This is a genomic window from Neorhizobium phenanthreniclasticum (assembly GCF_040066075.1).
In the GTDB taxonomy this organism is placed as follows: domain Bacteria; phylum Pseudomonadota; class Alphaproteobacteria; order Rhizobiales; family Rhizobiaceae; genus Neorhizobium; species Neorhizobium petrolearium.
Map to the genome: position 1 here is coordinate 1 of NZ_JBEAAL010000054.1, position 16762 is coordinate 16762.

17 protein-coding genes are annotated in these 16762 nt (G+C 59.7%); 15 read left to right on the forward strand and 2 right to left on the reverse strand.

The features are described 5' to 3' along the window. The first annotated feature begins 227 nt into the window (after positions 1 to 227). The 4 genes from ABK249_RS32895 (at position 228) to ABK249_RS32910 (ending at position 2116) form a co-directional block, all read left to right on the forward strand. Positions 228 to 482 (forward strand): hypothetical protein, encoded by a 255-nt coding sequence (locus ABK249_RS32895; RefSeq protein WP_227705925.1) that lies wholly within the window; start codon positions 228 to 230, stop codon positions 480 to 482. Beyond that, entirely contained in the window at positions 479 to 1036 is a 558-nt protein-coding gene (locus tag ABK249_RS32900; protein WP_210058966.1) for a hypothetical protein, read from the forward strand. Before ABK249_RS32895 ends, ABK249_RS32900 begins: the two co-directional genes overlap by 4 nt. A 21-nt stretch (positions 1037 to 1057) precedes the next feature. After that, a complete protein-coding gene (locus ABK249_RS32905) occupies positions 1058 to 1591 on the forward strand; it encodes a hypothetical protein (protein ID WP_210058965.1) in 534 nt (177 codons plus the stop codon). A gap of 234 nt (positions 1592 to 1825) precedes the next feature. Continuing rightward, on the forward strand, positions 1826 to 2116 hold the full coding sequence (locus tag ABK249_RS32910; RefSeq protein WP_227705924.1) for an IS4/Tn5 family transposase DNA-binding protein: 291 nt from the start codon (positions 1826 to 1828) through the stop codon (positions 2114 to 2116). A 329-nt stretch (positions 2117 to 2445) separates the two neighbouring features. Here the strand turns inward: ABK249_RS32910 and ABK249_RS32915 are convergent, their stop codons facing one another. Both ABK249_RS32915 and ABK249_RS32920 read right to left on the reverse strand, forming a co-directional pair. Continuing rightward, a complete protein-coding gene (locus tag ABK249_RS32915; RefSeq protein WP_210058964.1) occupies positions 2446 to 4392 on the reverse strand; it encodes an FAD-binding monooxygenase in 1947 nt (648 codons plus the stop codon). 429 nt (positions 4393 to 4821) lie between these two features. Further along, the gene (locus ABK249_RS32920) at positions 4822 to 5286 is read right to left on the reverse strand and encodes a MarR family winged helix-turn-helix transcriptional regulator (RefSeq protein ID WP_210058963.1); all 465 of its coding nucleotides are present in this window, start codon (positions 5284 to 5286) and stop codon (positions 4822 to 4824) included. Between the two features lie 119 nt (positions 5287 to 5405). Between ABK249_RS32920 and ABK249_RS32925 the strand changes: the two genes are divergently transcribed. The 11 genes from ABK249_RS32925 to ABK249_RS32975 all read left to right on the forward strand — a co-directional run bounded on the left by ABK249_RS32925 (position 5406) and on the right by ABK249_RS32975 (position 16571). Then, on the forward strand, positions 5406 to 6203 hold the full coding sequence (locus ABK249_RS32925; RefSeq protein WP_210058962.1) for an SDR family NAD(P)-dependent oxidoreductase: 798 nt from the start codon (positions 5406 to 5408) through the stop codon (positions 6201 to 6203). Further along, positions 6200 to 7693, forward strand: coding sequence for an FAD-dependent oxidoreductase (locus ABK249_RS32930; protein ID WP_210058961.1), 1494 nt, complete (start codon positions 6200 to 6202; stop codon positions 7691 to 7693). Before ABK249_RS32925 ends, ABK249_RS32930 begins: the two co-directional genes overlap by 4 nt. Positions 7694 to 7733: 40 nt before the next feature. Then, the gene (locus ABK249_RS32935) at positions 7734 to 7973 is read left to right on the forward strand and encodes a hypothetical protein (RefSeq protein ID WP_210058960.1); all 240 of its coding nucleotides are present in this window, start codon (positions 7734 to 7736) and stop codon (positions 7971 to 7973) included. Between the two features lie 8 nt (positions 7974 to 7981). After that, positions 7982 to 9409, forward strand: coding sequence for an FAD-dependent oxidoreductase (locus tag ABK249_RS32940; protein WP_210058959.1), 1428 nt, complete (start codon positions 7982 to 7984; stop codon positions 9407 to 9409). Further along, positions 9406 to 11142 carry an FAD-dependent oxidoreductase gene (locus ABK249_RS32945; protein WP_210058958.1) on the forward strand — a complete coding sequence of 579 codons (1737 nt, stop codon included), beginning with the start codon at positions 9406 to 9408 and terminating at the stop codon, positions 11140 to 11142. Before ABK249_RS32940 ends, ABK249_RS32945 begins: the two co-directional genes overlap by 4 nt. A gap of 152 nt (positions 11143 to 11294) precedes the next feature. Next, positions 11295 to 12143: a branched-chain amino acid ABC transporter permease gene (locus ABK249_RS32950; protein ID WP_210058956.1), complete on the forward strand. Its 849-nt coding sequence runs from the start codon at positions 11295 to 11297 to the stop codon at positions 12141 to 12143. Beyond that, positions 12140 to 13150 carry a branched-chain amino acid ABC transporter permease gene (locus ABK249_RS32955; RefSeq protein ID WP_210058948.1) on the forward strand — a complete coding sequence of 337 codons (1011 nt, stop codon included), beginning with the start codon at positions 12140 to 12142 and terminating at the stop codon, positions 13148 to 13150. Before ABK249_RS32950 ends, ABK249_RS32955 begins: the two co-directional genes overlap by 4 nt. Then, on the forward strand, positions 13143 to 13856 hold the full coding sequence (locus ABK249_RS32960; RefSeq protein ID WP_210058946.1) for an ABC transporter ATP-binding protein: 714 nt from the start codon (positions 13143 to 13145) through the stop codon (positions 13854 to 13856). Before ABK249_RS32955 ends, ABK249_RS32960 begins: the two co-directional genes overlap by 8 nt. Then, positions 13853 to 14548, forward strand: a complete 696-nt coding sequence (locus ABK249_RS32965; RefSeq protein WP_210058944.1) for an ABC transporter ATP-binding protein — start codon at positions 13853 to 13855, stop codon at positions 14546 to 14548. The genes ABK249_RS32960 and ABK249_RS32965 overlap by 4 nt, the downstream gene beginning before the upstream one ends. 33 nt (positions 14549 to 14581) lie before the next feature. Further along, positions 14582 to 15769: an ABC transporter substrate-binding protein gene (locus tag ABK249_RS32970; protein ID WP_210058942.1), complete on the forward strand. Its 1188-nt coding sequence runs from the start codon at positions 14582 to 14584 to the stop codon at positions 15767 to 15769. A gap of 52 nt (positions 15770 to 15821) precedes the next feature. Further along, positions 15822 to 16571 carry an SDR family NAD(P)-dependent oxidoreductase gene (locus ABK249_RS32975; protein WP_210058941.1) on the forward strand — a complete coding sequence of 250 codons (750 nt, stop codon included), beginning with the start codon at positions 15822 to 15824 and terminating at the stop codon, positions 16569 to 16571. Positions 16572 to 16762: the final 191 nt, after the last annotated feature.

Sequence of the window (16762 nt, forward strand, 5' to 3'; positions counted from 1 at the left end):
AACGTAAAGTGCGATATCATCGACCACGGCTCGTCTCCTATGTTTGAGGCTCTGGCTCTGCAGCTAACCCTCGTTCTGAACATAATGCGAGACGAGCCACCCTGCCGGCCAAGGACATGGGGTCTCACCCGCTCAAATTGCCCCAAAATGAGAGTACCGCGCGCGCCACGCTACCAGTACGCGAAAGATCACCGCCGCCGCTACAAACCTGAAATTCCAAAGGGATTTTGTACAAAGTCAAGCTGAGCGAGCGCGTGAAATCAGGCCTGGCCGCAGCAAAGGCACGCGGTAAGAAACTCGGCCGACAATCTGGACAACGTCCTAAATCCGATCGGCTCGCACCGAAGGTCATTGCGTTGAGCGCCGAAGGTCGCAGCTACCGATGGATCGCTCGCGATCTCGGCATCAGCAAGAATATCGTCGCGGAGATCGTCAAGCGCCGCAAGTCTTCTGAGGCTCCACAGGTGGAGACCGCATTATGACCAAGCCAGTAAGACTGCCTCGGCCCGATCCGTATCGCAAGGCGCGCTTCAGGGAAATTGCCCGGGAAATCGTTGCGAAAGACCGCTACAATCGAAAATACGGTCTGTCCGTCGATACGGCGGGCGCAATCGCCAATGCGCTTGAGAGGGCCTACCGGGAAGGCATCAACGGCGGCGAAAACAGGCCCGCTCCCATAATGGAATATCCAGACAACGGGCCAATGGATTGGGCGTTGATACCGCCACGTCCAAGAAACGCGTTCTGGAGCATCTGCCTGTTCACGCTTTCGCGCGGCGACAGGCCCGCCCGAGGCGGACGCCTTGTCCCTGCCATCACCGAACGCGGAACATCGGGATGGATGCTTGTCGTGCCCGGGCACACCTATGAAAAGCAATTCGGTGACAAGACGGTCGCACCGCTCGTACGTCTTGGCCTGCTTGAGGCTGATGACGATGATCCTGCACACCGGGTCGTCTCGAAACGTGGCGAGGAAACCTGGAGCCAATTCGTCCAGAGAGGCGGTCAGTTCCCGGAAGACCTGACCAATCTCTAGCCCTATTCAGAAAGCCATGCCATGTCACAAGAGAACCATCGGATCGCCGCCGCCATCGATCTGCGAATGCAACAACTGGAAAAGCAGGGCATTCAAGGGGCGGCGGTCGTCCATCATATGCTTGGTTATATGCAGGGTCTTCAGCAGATTTACGATACTGCCTCCGACAAGGTGCTGACGGACCTGTGTCAGCGCTATCCGGGCTTCTATCGCTATGCGGATATGATGGAGCGCATGTCCGAGAAGAATCAGCAAATGGTCGAGGCGGGAACGCACCCCTACCGCGATCTGCCTGAACTTCCCGAGAAGCTGAAGCGGAGCCTGGCTGCATTGATGGCCAGTGCGGCCGACCTTGAACGTGCCTTCCAGTCTGCCGTGGATTGCGGTGACTTCGCCCGTCACGTCGACCAACTCGACAGCCTGAAACGGCAATGGGGCGCGGATTTGCAGCGCCTGGTCGAGTTGTTTCGCTCTTCAGACGTTGCTCCCCAAAGCCAACTCATCGTGCAAAGCGCCCTCAAAGCCATGGCTGAGCGAATTAATCGGCTCGGGTGAGCAATTGGTGAGCAATCTGGTCCCTGAAGCCGCCGCTAACTGGCGGGCGATCTCACCGATCGGCACCTTGCGCTCCTTGAGATGATACAGGCGCCGGGATCAGAATGCGTAAGCTGCGAATAGCAGTATCCATCCGGCGTAGCTTTCGATTACCCACATCCACTGCAGACGAGGTTGCATCCGATGAATCGTCTGTGATTCTGTCTGTGACGCCGAATCACGGAGGCGTCGCAGATGAGCGAGAATATGGAAGGTGGCGAAGCGGGCTGGCTTGGCGATGAGATCATTTCATCAGGTCTGCCAGACAAACGCCTGGCGCGCCGGATGCACCGACTTCTTGACCAGATGACGTCAGCACCTGGTCACCCCATCCCGGCGGCGTGTGGCGACTGGGCTGCGACGAAAGCGGCCTACCGGTTCTTCGACAATCCACGGGTTACAGAGCACGGCGTGCTGGCTGGCCATCATCCGCACGACACCGTCACTCTTGGCACTCTACAGTCTCGTGACAGTGTGGGCTGGTGACGTTCTAAGCCAAACCACCTCCGCCCCACGCGGCCGCATGGTACAAGAAAACCGATCTCACATTTACGGATGCGATCGGTGCTGTGCGCCTCGTTTTCTGGAGCGATGATCTTTATCGACACTCCCCGTCAAACCCGCAAATGCATAAAATACCTCCCGGACGGCTTATCCGCATGGCGCAGGCGCTCTGCTTCGCCGCGTAATGTACAAAGTCAAGCTTAGCAGTCGCGAACGAGACCACTTGGTTGCAAGATAGAGACTGCCGGAGCGTCGCTTGCGTCAATCTTAAGCGTACACAAGGGTGGAGCTCTTCCGAAGACGTGCTACAATCAAGCGACTAAATCAGCCACGCTGGAAGGCGACTGCGCCGTAACGACCATGAAGCCGTCGAAGAATGCTGTCAGCTCCGAATAAGCATCAAGCGGAAGCACGTGAGCGACATATTGGTCGGGCCTGACGACCACCATGCAGCCCTGCTTCCTGTTGATACTGCGCATCTCAAAAATGTTCTCGCTGCCGCCTGAAGCGGGGCAGAACATCTTTTCGTAGTCACGCAGGCCCAGCCGGCCCTTGGCGGGCAAGAGCAGCTTGGGCATCGTCTCGATTGCGAGCTCGCGATGCGGCTGCTGGAAAACGACGCGGAGATCGATGAAAGAGTCGATATCGGCGTCTTCTGGCGCGAACTTCACCAACGGTGATTTCTTGGACGTCAGGAAATCGCAGAGCCCAGCAAGAAGGGACCCGGGCGCAGCATTGTCGCCTTCGTCGGCGAAGGCATAAACTCGCCAGCGACCGTCGGCTCGGGCAATGTGGCCGAGCTGCATCGGCTTAGCATCGGCCAAGCGAATAACAGGAGCCGAATGGAAGCGCATCCCAATCGGGAACCCTTCAGCGAGATGTTGATGCTTCGGCTCGCCTATCAGCGTAGATGGCTCGTATCGCGTTGCGGTGCCGGCGGTATAGCGTCCAAAGCGCACGAAATACTCTTGTACTTCCGCGGGATCAACGCCTTCCGGATACTCGATAGTTTTCAGCGGTGAACTCAGCATCTTTGCCCATTCGCGATCGAAACTGATTAGTTCTTTGGCAACTGATTGGCGTTCAGCCGAATAGCTGTGCAGTAATTGTGCCGGGACGCGACCTTCTAGTACTGCTGCCAGCTTCCAGCCGAGATTGAATGCGTCCTGCATAGAGACATTCATACCTTGCCCCGCCTTTGGGCTATGGGTATGGCAAGCGTCACCGACAATGAAGACGCGTGGCAAGCGCGTCGCCATCTCCTCATCGGGCACGTCGTCGAACTTGTCGCACAGCCGCTGGCCGATCTCGTAGACCGACCACCAAGCGACCTCTTTCACTTCAAAACTGTAGGGCTTCAGGATGCGTTGGGCCGCTCCTATCAAATGTTCCACCCCGATACTTCTGCTGGCGACACGCTCATTCGGCGCAAGCTTATCCAGCTCCACATAGACGCGGATCAAATAGCCGCCCTCGCGGGGAATGAGCAGGATGCTGCCTTCGCTCGCGGACTGAATGAGCGCCTTGAGGCGCACGTCCGGGAAGTCTGTGACGGCTAAAACGTCCATCACGCCCCAGGCTTGGTTGGCGGAATCGCCACGCAATTCGCGGCCCAGCGATCTACGCACGGCGCTGCGCGCGCCGTCGCAGCCGACCACGTAACGTGCCCTCACGATCTCCCGTTCGCCGTCCCCTCGATCGATCGTCACCGTCACCGGGTGTGTACCCGCCTGCTGCGCCGCATCGATAGAAACTTCGACCATCTGGCGGGAGTAATGCGGCTCAAGACGGCGAGGCGAACGACGCATGACGTCGAGATAGAAATCGTGCACGCGCGCCTGGTTGAGGATGACATGCGGCATTTCGGAAAGACCATCCTCGACGTCGAGTACTCGGCCGTGGCGAATGATCTTCTCGTGATCTGAATCGTCTGGTTTCCAAAACGAGGTTTCGTTGACCCAGTAGGCTTCTTTCAAGACTTTCTCGGCGAATCCGAATGCCTTAAACATCTCAAGCGTGCGGCAGGCGATGCCGTCGGCTTGGCCGAGTTCCAGCGGCCCTGGCTTCTGATCGATGATTGCGACATTGATGCTCGGAAATGCGGACAGCTGTGCCGCAAGAGTTAGACCGGCAGGACCACAACCGACGATCAGTACATCAACTTCCGACGGTAAGGCATCGCCAGAGATTGCGGTATCGACAATGGGATCAGACACGCCGGGATCGCCTGTTCTGAATCCATTTAGATGAAATTGCATGCCTTTTTCCTCCCTTAACTATTCGTGCCGAAGACGTTCTCCCTTTCGGAACCTGACGCGCCGGCTGATAATGGGAAGTAATCTGAATGTACGTATACGGTCAATAATGCGGGTGAAGAATAGTGTTAAACATCAACACGCGCATCGGACTGATGATGGGGCTGTTTGATGTGCCGGAGCTCATCAGGCCGCAGCTGCGCGACATCCAAGCACGATTGTCGCCGCTTCGGCGCGGGAGTAGCGCGTCGTGTACAGTCAGAGTCGATGAGAAGCTGTTTCAGTTATTTACCAAGTCAACTGTGTTGACAGGTCTGATTTGTTGCGCATACATATCAATACGGAGTGAGGAGATGGACTGTTTTTACCGTGCGCTGGGTTGAGGCAGTTGTTCCAACAGGAGAAATCTGAATGAATATTTTCTTGAAGCGATTAACCGTCGAGCGACCTAATGGGCGCCGAGGTGACATCATTATGCAGGTGGACGATGCGTGTCATCAGCTTCAGAAAGATCTCCCGTTCGGAGCGGCTTAACACCCCAACGATCCTGTTCTGGACACGGTCTACTGCCTCTTTGCAGTCGGCCAACAGTCTGGAGCCCTGATCCGTCAAGAAAACCAGACGTTGCCGACGGTCGGTTTGGCTGGGTCGGCGTTCGATCAGGCCGCGCTTTTCGAGTCGATCAAGGACGTTGCCAATTGTCGATCGGTCGAAGGCTATCATGTTCGAAATTCGCGTCGCATCTGTACCGGGGACGGCATCAATCGAGACGAGTGCGGCATACTGGACCGGCGTTAAGGCAAATTCCTCGCATTCATCCAGGAATATTGCCCATGATATTTGGTGGGCTCTGCGGATGAGGTGCGCGGGGCGGGCATAAAGATCTTCGAGGGACATTGCGGTTTCTTCAGCTCACTTTGCGGTTGGACCGTATTTATGCTGAATTTCAGCAAACCTCCAGTATCTAGGTTGAAATTGCGAAGCTTTGGGAGGGCTCCTTCGGGAGCAATGGAAGCATGAACCGTATGAAGGATAAAGTCGTCATTGTCAGCGGAGGAGCGCGTGGCGTCGGTGCGGCGGATGTGAGGCGGCTGAGCGAAGAGGGCGCGGCAGTCGCTATCGCCGACGTTCTCGAAGAGGAGGGCACAGCGTTAGCTCATGAACTTCAGGCCCAGCATGCGGATGTCCGGTACTTTTCCCTGGATGTCACGAACGAAGATGCCTGGCGCCAACTTGTTGCCGATGTGCTGGACTGGAAGGGGAGGATCACGACCCTTGTCAACAATGCCGGTATCGTCAACCGTACGGGCATCACCGGAACCAGCCTTGAGAATTGGCAGCGCGTGATGAGCGTCAACCTGAATGGCGCCTTTCTCGGAATGAAGACGGTCTGCCCAGCCATACGCGATGCCGGTGGCGGTGCGGTCGTTAATATGGCTTCGGTTGCTGCACACGTCGGGCATAACGATCCGGCCTATGCGGCTTCCAAAGCGGGCCTTCTCGGGCTGACGCGGACTGCGGCAGCGGAATATGTCGAATGGAATATCCGCGTTAACGCAATCTGCCCAGGCATTATCGTCACCGGCCTGAATGCTGGCGGCAGTCATCTTGAGCCTTGGCGGAGTGCTACCCCGCTCGGTCGGTTCGGGACAATGGAGGAGGCGGCAAATCTCGTGCTTTTTCTTGCAAGCGACGAGGCCGGCTACATCACAGGTGAGGATATCGCCATGGACGGCGGCTTTCTCGCTGCAGGTTCCGCACGGCGAATTTCGCTTGAGGCCGGTATTGATCTTACGGCGGGCGTTCAGACATGACATTGATTGCAGCAACAGACAGTCGTTCAACGTCTCAGGCGGATGCCGACATCATCGTCGTCGGCGGAGGCGGCTCCGGTCTGACGACCGCTATATTTGCGAAGAAGGCAGACGCCAGCGTCATTCTGCTGGAAAAGCATACGGAAGTACGCGGAAGCACTGGACTTTCAATAGGCTCAGTTACCGCCACCGGTACCAGGCTGCAGAAGAAGGCCGGCATCGTAGATGATCCGCAGGCGCATTTCGAGGACATGCCGAAGTTCGCCCCTGAACTGGCCAAGGATGACAACGAAGCCCTCCGGCGCATCTTGGTCGAGAACGTGAGCGAAAGCGTCGCATGGCTCGAGAGCCTTGGAGTGACTTTCTACGGCCCAATGCCGGAGCCGCCGCATCGCCAGCCGCGCATGCACAACATCCTGCCGAACTCCCGCGCCTATATCTATTTTCTAGAACGCGAAGCGCGACGCGTCGGCGTGACGATCCGAGTTAATTCGGAGGTCAAGGATCTGCTGGTCGAAGACGGGCGGGTGGTCGGCGTGCAATTGCGCAGTGGCATCTTGCGCGCAAGGAAGGCGGTCGTTCTAGCTTCAGGCGACTATTCGTCGAGCCCTGAATGGAAGGAGCGTTTCAATCCTCCGGTGCGCGACATCGATGGCGTCAACACGACGAACACCGGCGACGGACAGCGGATGGGCGAAGCACTGGGGGCGAAGATCAAATATGGCCACGTCGTCTATGGGCCAAATCTGCGCTTCATGCCGCCGCCGAAGCCGAACTTACTCCAGAAGTTGCCGCCCTGGCCATGGTTCACACGGCTGATGCGCTGGTCGCTGAACACGATGCCCTCGTGGATCCTGCGTCCCTTCATCCTGTCCTTCGTGACCACCTATCTGTCGCCGGAGCCCACGATGTTCCGGGAGGGGGCGATCCTGGTCAATCGGGACGGCGAGCGTTTTGCCGACGAACTTGCCAAGCCGAACTTCGCATTCGGTCAGCAGCCGCAAAAACAGGCCTTCATCGTTTTCGATGACGAGGTAGCGAAGAAGTTCAATGCCTGGCCCTATTTCATCTCGACTGCGCCGGGCGTCGCCTATGCCTATCTGTCGGACTACAAGCGGACGCGCCCCGATCTTTATTCCAGCGCGCCGACGCTCGGTGAACTGGCCCGAAAGATCGGCGTGCCAAGCGGTACGCTGGAAGCCGAAGTGGCAAAGCATGCTGCGGAAGCCGGCATCGAAGGTCGCCCGCGGGTCTCGAAAGGCCCCTTCCACGCCCTCGGCCCCGTCAAGAGCTGGATCATCCTCACCGATGGCGGCCTCACGGTGAACACCAACCACCAGGTCATCCGGGGCGACGGCACCGTCGTGCCCGGCCTGTATGCTGTCGGCTCGGCCGGGCAGGGTGGCCTTCTGCTGGAGGGGCATGGCCATCATCTGGCGTGGGCCTTCACTTCGGGACGGCTTGCGGCGCGCCACGCTGCCTCCGCCTGAGCTCATCGAACCATTTTGAACGTAGTCGCAGAGGTTGAAGATGTCCGATCCTAAACAGCCACCGTCCTATCCGGCCATTCGGCTTCTTGCCGAAAAGGGTGATCTCCTGGCCATCGTCATCGCGCTGGCGCCGCTCTGCTTCGGCATTTGGGCTATCGCGGCTGGCTATGGCTGGCTCTGGATGGTTGTCGCGCTCTTGGCCGCGGCCGTGCTCTGGCTGATCCTGCGGAGCTACGTAGAGGTGCTCCGCGTCCTGTCCGACACGCTGATGCCGCGCTGAGGTCCATCATGAAGGAAACAGCTCGCTCCCAAGATGTTCTAATCGTCGGCGGCGGCCTCGCCGGGATGAGCTCCGCCATCCGTGCAGCCGAACTCGGTCTGAGCGTGCGCGTCATCGAGCAGGGGACTGGCGAGCATTACCTCTGCAACAGCCGCTACACGGGCGGACTCTTTCACATCGGTATGGAGGACATGCGTTCCGAACCGGCCGAACTCATTGCCCGGCTCAAGCGAGTGACAGGTGGCGAGACGCGGGTTTCATTGGCTACAATGTTAGCCCGCAATGCCGCTCGGGCGATCGCGTGGCTGCGCACACAGGGCGTCGGCCTCATCCGTGTCGGCCCGGATGGGCTGAGGCAGAACTCACTGGCGCCGCCCGGTGTCCGCAATACCGGCCTGAACTGGCACTGGCGCGCGGGCGACGTGATGCTCCGCACCCTCAACAAGCGGCTGGCGGAACTCGGCGGTCGTTTCGATCAAGGCGTGATTGCTCGCAAGATCGTCGCCAAGAATGGCCGAGTCAGCGGCCTTTTGGTTTCCCGCAACGGACGAGAAGAACGCCTCGACGCGCCGGTCGTGATCCTGTGCGACGGCGGTTTTCAGGCAAAACGTGAGCTGATCGGACGGTATATCTCTCCCGCGCCGGACCGCCTCCTGATGCGCAACGCCGAAACCGGACGCGGCAATGGGCTCGAGATGGCCGAAGCCGTGGGCGCAAAGCTTATCGGCATGGAGAGCTTCTACGGACATATCCAGTACCGTGAGGCGATGACGGACGGACGCTTCTGGCCTTATCCCGTCATGGACTCGCTCTGCGTTTCCGGCCTGCTCGTCGACCGCGCCGGAAATCGCTTCTGCGACGAGAGCATCGGCGGCGTTCACGCCGCGAACTGCATGGCGCGGCTCGATGATCCGCTTGGGTGCCACGTGATCTTCGACGAAGCCATCTGGCAGGGGCCCGGCCGCGACTGGCTGTTGCCTGCGAACCCTTATCTGGAGCGGGCAGGAGGACGACTCATCTCCGAGAACAGCCTCGATCAGCTGGCATTCCGCATCGGCCTCGATCCCAAAGCCCTTGCACGATCGGTGGCGGCCTGGAATGCGGCGATCGACGGGCAGGGAGCATTCGAACCGGACAGGAGCAATGCGGCATATAAGGCGCACCCGATACGGACTAGCCCGTTCCACGCGGTGCCGCTCTGTGCCGGGGTAACCTACACGATGGGAGGCATCCTGACCGATGCGGCGGCTCAGGTGCTGGACGCCGAAGAGCGTCCGATCCCAGGCCTGCTCGCAGCCGGCGCATGCACCGGTGGGCTCGAAGGCTTCAGCCGTGACGGCTACTCGGGCGGGCTGTCCAAGTCCGCAACATTCGGAATGATCGCCGGCGAGACCGCTGCCACGCTGGCGCGCGCCGCTCTGCGGGAGGCAGTATGACCCTGAACGAATCGTCCAAAAATCTGACGTCAGCCGAGCCTGTACGGACGGTCGATCTGCTCGTGATAGGCGCTGGCCCAGCCGGCATGGCCGCCGCCATCTTCGCGAAGCTGAGAGGACTGGATGTCGTCATTATCGAAAAGTCTGAAATGATCGGTGGAACGGCCTCTACGTCCGCCGGCACACTATGGATACCGGAAAATAGCCAAGGTAAACAGATCGGCGACAAGGACAGCATCACGCAGGCAGCCGCCTACCTAGACAGCCTGATTGCCGCGCATACGCACCGCACTGACCGGCAGCGCGACGTCTATTTCAGCACCGGCGTCGAGGCGATCGATGTGCTTCAGTCCATGACTGAGGTGAAATTTCTTCCGTGCGGCGAGCACCCTGATTACCACGCCAAGGCCGGCGCGGCCGTGCGTGGCCGTGCGATCGTTCCGGCTCCGTTCGACGCTCGGATGCTCGGCCGGGATTTCGAACGTGTGCGACCGCCGATCGACGAGTTCATGATCTTCGGTGGCATGATGGTCGGCAAGATGGATATCCCCCGGCTGCTGGGCCGCTTCCAGTCGCTGGGCAACTTCATTTATTCCGCCAGACTGTTTTTACGTTACCTGACGGATCGGTTGCGCTTTTCACGCGGCACGCGGCTTGTGATGGGCAATGCTCTGGTGGCGCGGATGTATCATTCGCTGCTGAAGCTCGGCGTGCGTCCCGAATTCGGAACGTGCCTCGGCGAACTTCTCGTCGAAAATGGTCGGGTGACTGGAGCGACCGTCGCGGGACCGTCGGGGACCGCCAGGATTTCCGCACGCAAGGGCGTCATCCTCGCGACCGGCGGCTTTGCGCATAATGCGGGCTATCGTGAACGGCTGATGCCGCAGCCGACGCCGAAATTCTCGCTGGCGAGCACCGCCAATCAGGGCGAGGGCATAGCGGCGGCGGAGGCGCTCGGAGCGCGGATCAGCGAAACCGAAAACGGCAGCGGCGGCTTCTGGACCCCTGTGTCCGTGACCCGCCGCAAGGATGGGACGCAGGGCCTCTTCCCGCATTTGTCTCTGGACCGGGCCAAGCCCGGCCTGATTGCCGTCAACCGCGCGGGGCGGCGCTTCTGCAACGAGGCGGATTCCTATCACGATTTCGTAGAAGCCATGTACCGTTCGAACGATCCCGACAGCGCGATTCCGACCTGGCTGATCTGCGACGGGACCTTCATCCGCAAGTACGGTCTCGGGCACATCTATCCCGGCACGACTGACCTCGCCCCCTTCCTCACCAGCGGCTACCTCGTCCACGGGGAGACCCCGGAGGCGCTGGCAAAGAAACTGGGGATTGACGCCGCCGGATTGGAGGCAACGCTTTCCCGCTACAACGAGCAGGCGGCGCGCGGCGTGGACGAGGATTTCCACAAAGGCCACTCCGCGCTCAACCGCTTCAACGGCGATCCCCAGGTCAAGCCCAATCCCTGCCTGGCACCGGTCGGCACCAAGAATGTCTATGCCATGGCGGTCTGGCCGGCGGAAATCGCCTGCAGCGCCGGCATATCGACCGATGAAGACGCGCGTGTCGTCGATGGCGACGAGAACCCCATCCCGGGGCTTTACGCCTGCGGAAACGACATGGCGTCCGTGATGGGGGATTCCTATCCCGGGCCCGGAACGACGCTTGGACCCGCTGTGGTTTTTGCTTATCGCGCCGTCAATGCGGCCGCGAGGGAGCGGTACGACTAGCAGACCGCGGCATTGAGACATGCCGCGGTACGAGGAATGATGGTCCTGGCCGCCGATGTCGGCAAGGGCGCAATGTCGGAGGAGCGACAGATGCATAACAACAAGAACACCGTGCGGTGCGCGGTGGCTTGTCGAAAGGGAGGGCGGTAATCATGCTGATCCAGATTTTGAACGGTCTGGTCTATGCAGGCCTTCTCTACATCGTTTCCGTCGGTTTGGTCCTGATCTTCGGGCTGCGACGCGTGGTCAACTTCGCCCATGGCGGCTTCTACATGGTCGGCGCCTATGCCGGCTATACCGCCGCCATGGTCTTCGGCTTCTGGGGAGGATTGATCGTCGCAGTTCTCGTTCTTGGTTTGATTGGCATCCTTCTCGATTATGTCGTCTTCAGGCCGTTGCAGAACGCCGACCACATGGTGACCGTCCTCGTGACCTTCGGCATCCTGCTCGTTTTCGAGGATGTGGTCCAAATGATCTGGGGCGCCGATACGCTGTCTGTCCTGGCGCCCTATCCCTTCGACGGCACAGTGCAGCTTGGCGACATATTGTTTCCGGTCTATCGTCTCCTGGTAATTGCCGTTGCGATCGCCGTTGCGCTGGGCCTGACCCTATGGCTCCGCTTCAGCCGCGCCGGTCTGTACGTTCGCGCTTCCAGCGTCGACGCGCTAACCACCGGCATGCAGGGCGTTGACACGGAGAAGCTCAGCCTTTCCGTCGTCGGCCTTGGTACAGCCCTTGCCGGCCTGTCCGGCGTCATAGCCTCACCGCTTCTTGCACTGTCGCCGTCGATGGGGAGCTCGATTCTCATCGAAAGCTTCATCGTCGTGGTCACGGGGGGTCTCGGATCGTTCGCCGGCGCCTTTATCGCCGCACTGTTGATCGGGCAGGTGCACAATCTCGGCATCGTCTACGTGCCGAACGTCGCGTCGATGCTTCCGCTTCTGCTGATGGTTGTGGTGCTGATCCTGAAGCCGACAGGGTTTGCGAGGTCCTACTCATGAGCAATTTATCCATGGCGGCTGCCGCTCCCAAAGTTAGAACCTCTACTACGCCACCCGTACTCGTCGTCGTCGGCATCGCCGTTGCGCTCGTCGGCTTCGTCCTGCCGTGGCTCGGACTGCCGCGAAATATATTGTCGCTTCTGACGTCGGCTTCGATGACCGCCATCCTGGCAACGGGTGTCGGTTTCTTGGTCCGGCAGGCAGGCTTCAGCAGCTTCGGCCACGCCGCTTTCTACGGCGGCGCGGCTTATCTGCTGGTGCTGATGAGCGTCTATACAGGCCTTTCAGGCGAAGCGGTTGTGCTGCTTGCGCCGGTGATCGCCACGCTGGCGGCCTTTGCCCTGTCCTTCATCCTCCTGCGGACACAGGGGGTCGCCTTCTCGATGCTGAGCCTCGCAATCGCCCAGGCTCTGTTCGAACTGATGATGCGCTGGCGCGACCTCGCCAACGGCGAAGACGGCTTGCGCATGCGTCTTCCGCGCGAGATCTTCGGCTTGAAGCTCAGCTTCTTCCAGAAGGCCGACACCATGTTCCTGGTGAGCTGGTCCGCCCTGATCATCATCATCGTCGGGCTGGTGCTGCTCAGCCGTTCGCATTTCGGAACCTTGACGCTTGCTATCAAGAACAACGAGGAGCGCGCGCGCTTCATCGGTTTCCGGACGCTGATGCCGCGTGCTGCGATCATCGCGCTTTCGGGCCTCATTGCCTCCATCGGCGGCACCCTGTTTGCGCTCTACAACGGTTATATTACACCCGGCCTCCTACACTGGAGTCTGTCTGGTGAGGCGCTGATCATCGCCATCATCGGCGGCACGCGGTCGGTCTGGGGACCCGCCCTCGGAGCCTTCCTGTTCGTGATCCTGCGTGACTTCGCGGGCAACTACACGACCCACTGGCAATCCATCGTCGGTTTGGTGCTAATCGCTGTCGTCATTCTACTGCCTTCCGGCGCAAGTGGCGCCGTCTCCTCGCTCGTCAACCGTATTCGTGGAGGACGCGATGTCTGACACCTACATGCTAGAGGCCACCGGCCTGACTCGGCGCTATGGCGGTTTCGCCGCACTCAATAACGTCAGCTTTAAGCTGAGACAGGGTGAAATTCGCGGCCTGATCGGCTCGAACGGCGCCGGAAAATCGACTTGCATGGACGTGCTCACCGGAAGGGGCCGCAATCAGCAGGGCACTGTCTGCCTGAACGGCCAGGACATTTCGCGACTGTCGGAGCGCGAACGCCGTGCGGTTGGACTCTCGCGATCCTTCCAGAAGACCAACATCTTCCCCGAGCTGGGAATCCGTCAGCAGGTCCAACTCGCGGCACGAAAAGCGGAATTCGACAATACGGAAGAAGTTCTAGCCGAACTATCGCTAACGGCGATTGCCGACAGAACCGCATCGGACGTCTCCTATGGAGACCAGCGCCGCGTGGACCTGGCACTCGCCTTGGTCGGCAAGCCGAAACTACTGTTGCTTGATGAACCCGCAGCAGGCCTGACAATCGAGGAGTCGCTCGCCATGGCGCGGCACCTGCGCAATCTGGCCGAGCGTTGGAAGCTCACCATCCTCCTCGTAGAACACGACATGGAAGTGATTTTCGCGATCTGCGATCGGCTGACGGTCCTGCATCTGGGCGAAGTGTTGACGGAAGGCCTGCCTGACGAGGTGCGCGCCAATCCTGAAGTCATTCGTGCGTATTTGGGGAGCACTTTCGCATGAGCCTGCTCGAACTGCAAAACGTTCACGCGGCCTATGGGTCGGCACGAGTCCTGCACGGCGTTTCGCTGAAGGTGGAAAAAGGCGAACGAGTCGCCTTGATCGGTCGAAACGGCGTTGGCAAGACGACCGTGGTCAACACCTGCATCGGCGCTGCGCGGCTGACGTCGGGCAAGGTTTCGTTCATGACGCGCGTCCAAAAGCCCATTCGTGCCTTCCGGGCCGCCCGCAGCGGTATTTCGATCGTACCGCAAGGCCGCCGCATCGTGCCCGGCCTGACAGTTCGCGAAAACCTGCTTCTCGGCTCAGCGCCCGATCGCAAGGGGCCTTGGAACCTGGAAGCCGTTTTCGCCATGTACCCGATCCTGCGCGAGCGCGCTGACGGGCTGGGAACTGCCATGAGCGGTGGACAGCAGCAGATGTTGGCCATCGGTCGGGCGCTTATGGCCAATCCCGACCTTCTGATCCTCGACGAGCCTAGCGAAGGTCTGGCGCCCGTGGTTGTTGACGAACTCGGTGCGTCTCTCGTCCGTCTGGCGGAACAAGGCACCGCGATCCTATTGATCGAGCAGAATTTTGGCCTGATTCGCTCCGTCGGTGATCGATACTACGTCATGGCCAAGGGATCCGTTGTCGAGGACGGGCGGCTCTCGGCGTTGACGGCTGAGGAGCTGAAGAGACACGTTTCTGTGTAACCCGGCCGGAGCCGGAAAGTGGAGGAGAGAATTATGAGAACTACCAAACTATATGCCGGAGTGGCCGCTGCAGCGTTCCTGATTGCCGCCGGGGCTTCATCCGCAGCCGACGCTACGATCAAAATCGGCGTCGCGACGGCCTTGACGGGCGCCTACGGCGATCTTGGGCAACAGGTCAAGAGGGCGGTAGATTTTGCGGTCGAAGAAGTGAATGCGAAGGGAGGCATCGACGGAAGGAAGGTCGAGACGCAGTATCAGGACACCCAAGCGAAGGCCGATATCGCTCGGCAACAGGCCGAGAAGCTGGTCAATGACGGTTTTACTATTTTGACGGGCTCCATCGCTTCGGGCGAGGCGCTCGGCATTGCGCCGATGTTGGAGCGCTGGGATGCCGTCATGATGGGCACCGTTCCGAAGGCGGATGCTCTGACCGGCGCCGAGTGCAGTCCGCGTTTCTTCCGGGCCAATATCCCCGACTATGCCGATGCCGCGACGGTCGGTACTTGGCTCAAGGAGCAGAGCGAGAAGAAATGGGCCATCATGGGCTCGGATACCGCCTGGGGCAGAAATTCCGGCGCAAGCTTCACCAAGACCGCGAGCGGTCTTACCCGCGATATCGTCGCAGAAGGCTATGCGGGTCTCGGAACGAATGACTTCGCTCCCTACATCCAGAAGATCCTCGATTCGGGAGCGGAAGGCGTTTGGGTCGCGCTGGCCGGTCGCGATGCGATCAACTTCGCGCAACAGGCAAAGCAGTTCGGCCTAATCGACAAACTCAAGGTCGCGGGCGTCAGCTTCGTCACCGACAATACAGTGAAGACGCTGGGTGACGTCTCTAAGGGCATCTACGGCATCATTAACTACTCGTCGACTCTGGACACTCCTGCAAACAAGGCCTTTGTTGACGCTTGGGCCAAGAAATATCCAGGTACTTTGCCGGCGAACTTCGAAGGCGAGACCTATCTCGGAATGCAGGTCCTGTTCGCGGGCATCGACAAGGCCGACAGCACTTCCCCGGAAGACATAGCGGAAGCACTCGAAGGCATCGAAACCGACACCATCATCGGCAAGATTTCGGTGCGGCAGGCCGACCACCAGTTCGTCCGCGGTAACTTCTTCGGGCGCATCGAGGATCAGGATGGCACGCTGCGTCCGGTGGTGGCGACGTCGGTTGCCGCCGACGTCGCAATGCCTGCCGCAGACGACGCCTGCAAGCTCTAACGAGCCAAGGTCGCCCGCGTTCATCGGGCGGCCGCTTTCACAAAGGTAGATCATGATAAAGTTCGACTTCAAGAACCGCACCGCCGTCGTCACGGGTGGTGCCCGTGGCATTGGCCGGGGAGTCGCGGACCGCCTTCTCGCCTCCGGCGCCCGCGTTGTGATATGGGATCTGCTGAGCCCGGAGCCGTCGCAGGGGCTATTCGCGTCTGCTCCAGGCGATTTCGCGTACGTAAAGGTCGATGTGACGTCCGAATCTGCGGTGGCCGCTGCAGCCGAGCAGGCTCTCGAGGTGACCAGTTCCGTAGACATCCTGATCAACGCGGCAGGCGTGACTGGGCCGACCAAACCGATGGAGGAGTTTACCCTTCAGGAGTGGAAGCGCATCATCGATATTAACCTGGACAGTATCTTCCTTAGCAGCCGTGCGGTTATTCCCGCAATGAAGGCTAGGAACTATGGGCGAATTGTTTCGATCGCATCCGTCGCCGGCAAGCAAGGAAACCCGTATATGGCCGCTTATTCGGCATCGAAAGGTGCCGTGCTGTCCCTCACGAAAGCGCTTGCGCTGGAGTTGGCGGGTACCGGCGTTCTTGTTAATTGCATCACGCCGGGATTGGTGCAAACGGATCTTCTGAAGGAGATGAGCGAGGAGGCCATTGCCCTTTCCGCCTCTAAAATTCCCCTCAATCGGCTGGGGAAAATTGAGGAAGTGGCGGCGCAGATCCTCTGGATCGCGTCCGAGGAGTGCAGCTTCGTGACTGGCGCTGCATTCGACGCGTCGGGAGGGCGGTCCAGCTACTAGTGTGACGTCCCAGAGATTATGACTCGTTGAGCAAAGGTATTGGATAAGACTTTGCCATCTTTTTGCGGGCTTGGTCTGTCGAGAACATCCATCGGATTTGAGCGCCACTTTCGGTTCGACGCCGCTCCCAGGCGTCAACCTCGGATTTGAGCAAGTCGCGGTTGTCGATACGGCGGTCAAGACACTGTCGG